This window comes from Vibrio sp. OY15 (assembly GCF_000742455.1).
Taxonomy (GTDB): Bacteria; Pseudomonadota; Gammaproteobacteria; order Enterobacterales; family Vibrionaceae; genus Vibrio; species Vibrio alginolyticus.
Genome location: NZ_JPIL01000016.1, coordinates 1 through 3,181 on the forward strand (window position 1 = coordinate 1; position 3,181 = coordinate 3,181).

At 50.8% G+C, this 3,181-nt stretch carries 2 rRNA genes; both read right to left on the reverse strand.

The window, feature by feature from the left end:
- Positions 1 to 2: 2 nt before the first annotated feature.
- A 5S ribosomal RNA gene (gene rrf / locus IJ23_RS19115) occupies positions 3 to 119 on the reverse strand.
- Positions 120 to 213: 94 nt separating this feature from the next.
- A 23S ribosomal RNA gene (locus IJ23_RS19120) occupies positions 214 to 3,104 on the reverse strand.
- Positions 3,105 to 3,181 lie beyond the last annotated feature (77 nt).

Sequence of the window (3,181 nt, forward strand, 5' to 3'; positions counted from 1 at the left end):
AAGCCTGGCGATGTCCTACTCTCACATGGGGAAGCCCCACACTACCATCGGCGCTATTTCGTTTCACTTCTGAGTTCGGCATGGAAATCAGGTGGGTCCAAAACGCTATGGTCGCCAAGCAAATTCTTTAATTCGGAAAGCTGTTTTTTTAATTCTCGTTCTTACACATTCAATGTTCTTTCATTGAGTCCATCAAAACCCCTTGGGTGTTGTATGGTTAAGCCTCACGGGCAATTAGTACAGGTTAGCTCAACGCCTCACAACGCTTACACACCCTGCCTATCAACGTCGTAGTCTACGACAACCCTTTAGGATACTTAAAGTATCAGGGAGAACTCATCTCAAGGCTCGCTTCCCGCTTAGATGCTTTCAGCGGTTATCGATCCCGAACTTAGCTACCGGGCAATGCGTCTGGCGACACAACCCGAACACCAGAGGTTCGTCCACTCCGGTCCTCTCGTACTAGGAGCAGCCCCTTTCAATTCTCCAACGCCCACGGCAGATAGGGACCGAACTGTCTCACGACGTTCTAAACCCAGCTCGCGTACCACTTTAAATGGCGAACAGCCATACCCTTGGGACCGACTTCAGCCCCAGGATGTGATGAGCCGACATCGAGGTGCCAAACACCGCCGTCGATATGAACTCTTGGGCGGTATCAGCCTGTTATCCCCGGAGTACCTTTTATCCGTTGAGCGATGGCCCTTCCATTCAGAACCACCGGATCACTATGACCTGCTTTCGCACCTGCTCGAATTGTCATTCTCGCAGTCAAGCGGGCTTATGCCATTGCACTAACCTCACGATGTCCAACCGTGATTAGCCCACCTTCGTGCTCCTCCGTTACGCTTTGGGAGGAGACCGCCCCAGTCAAACTACCCACCAGGCACTGTCCGCAACCCCGATAAGGGGTCGACGTTAGAACATCAACACTACAAGGGTGGTATTTCAAGGACGGCTCCACGCAATCTAGCGACTGCGCTTCAAAGCCTCCCACCTATCCTACACATGTAGGGTCAATGTTCAGTGCCAAGCTGTAGTAAAGGTTCACGGGGTCTTTCCGTCTAGCCGCGGGTACACTGCATCTTCACAGCGATTTCAATTTCACTGAGTCTCGGGTGGAGACAGCGTGGCCATCATTACGCCATTCGTGCAGGTCGGAACTTACCCGACAAGGAATTTCGCTACCTTAGGACCGTTATAGTTACGGCCGCCGTTTACCGGGGCTTCGATCAAGAGCTTCGACCGAAGTCTAACCCCATCAATTAACCTTCCGGCACCGGGCAGGCGTCACACCGTATACGTCATCTTGCGATTTTGCACAGTGCTGTGTTTTTAATAAACAGTTGCAGCCACCTGGTATCTGCGACTCTCAATAGCTCCATCCGCGAGGGACTTCACCGTCGAGAGCGTACCTTCTCCCGAAGTTACGGTACCATTTTGCCTAGTTCCTTCACCCGAGTTCTCTCAAGCGCCTTGGTATTCTCTACCCGACCACCTGTGTCGGTTTGGGGTACGATTCCTTACAATCTGAAGCTTAGAGGCTTTTCCTGGAAGCATGGCATCAATGACTTCACATCCGTAGATGCTCGACGTCGTGTCTCAGCCTTAAGAGAAACCGGATTTACCTAATTTCTCAGCCTACGCACTTGAACCTGGACAACCGTCGCCAGGCCCACCTAGCCTTCTCCGTCCCCCCATCGCAATTGTAAGAAGTACGGGAATATTAACCCGTTTCCCATCGACTACGCCTTTCGGCCTCGCCTTAGGGGTCGACTTACCCTGCCCCGATTAACGTTGGACAGGAACCCTTGGTCTTCCGGCGAGGAGGTTTTTCACCCCCTTTATCGTTACTCATGTCAGCATTCGCACTTCTGATACGTCCAGCATGCGTTACCACACACCTTCAACCGCTTACAGAACGCTCCCCTACCCAATATACAAAAGTATATTGCCGCAGCTTCGGTTTACTACTTAGCCCCGTTACATCTTCCGCGCAGGCCGACTCGACCAGTGAGCTATTACGCTTTCTTTAAATGATGGCTGCTTCTAAGCCAACATCCTGGCTGTCTGAGCCTTCCCACATCGTTTCCCACTTAGTAGTAATTTGGGACCTTAGCTGGCGGTCTGGGTTGTTTCCCTCTCCACGACGGACGTTAGCACCCGCCGTGTGTCTCCCGGATAGTACTTACTGGTATTCGGAGTTTGCAAAGGGTTGGTAAGTCGGGATGACCCCCTAGCCTTAACAGTGCTCTACCCCCAGTAGTATTCGTCCGAGGCGCTACCTAAATAGCTTTCGGGGAGAACCAGCTATCTCCAGGTTTGATTGGCCTTTCACCCCTAGCCACAAGTCATCCGCTAATTTTTCAACATTAGTCGGTTCGGTCCTCCAGTTGATGTTACTCAACCTTCAACCTGCCCATGGCTAGATCACCTGGTTTCGGGTCTATATCCAGAGACTGAACGCCCAGTTAAGACTCGGTTTCCCTACGGCTCCCCTAGATGGTTAACCTTGCCACTGAATATAAGTCGCTGACCCATTATACAAAAGGTACGCAGTCACAGGACAAAGCCTGCTCCTACTGCTTGTACGTACACGGTTTCAGGTTCTATTTCACTCCCCTCACAGGGGTTCTTTTCGCCTTTCCCTCACGGTACTGGTTCACTATCGGTCAGTCAGTAGTATTTAGCCTTGGAGGATGGTCCCCCCATATTCAGACAGGATATCACGTGTCCCGCCCTACTCGATTTCACTGAACACACGTCGTCAACTACGGGACTATCACCCTGTATCGTCGGACTTTCCAGACCGTTCGTCTAACGCGTGTAAAGCTTAAGGGCTAGTCCAATTTCGCTCGCCGCTACTTTCGGAATCTCGGTTGATTTCTTTTCCTCGGGGTACTTAGATGTTTCAGTTCCCCCGGTTCGCCCTGTTGAGCTATGTATTCACTCAACAGTAATACCTTATGGTATTGGGTTTCCCCATTCGGAAATCCCAGACTCAAATGGTTTTTACTACCTAATCTGGGCTTATCGCAAGTTAATACGTCCTTCATCGCCTCTGACTGCCAAGGCATCCACCGTGTACGCTTAGTCACTTAACCATACAACCCGAAGGAGTTTCGAGTTGATAATCAAATCACCAAAGTTGTCTCTCATTATTTGAATGAGCGAGAGACAT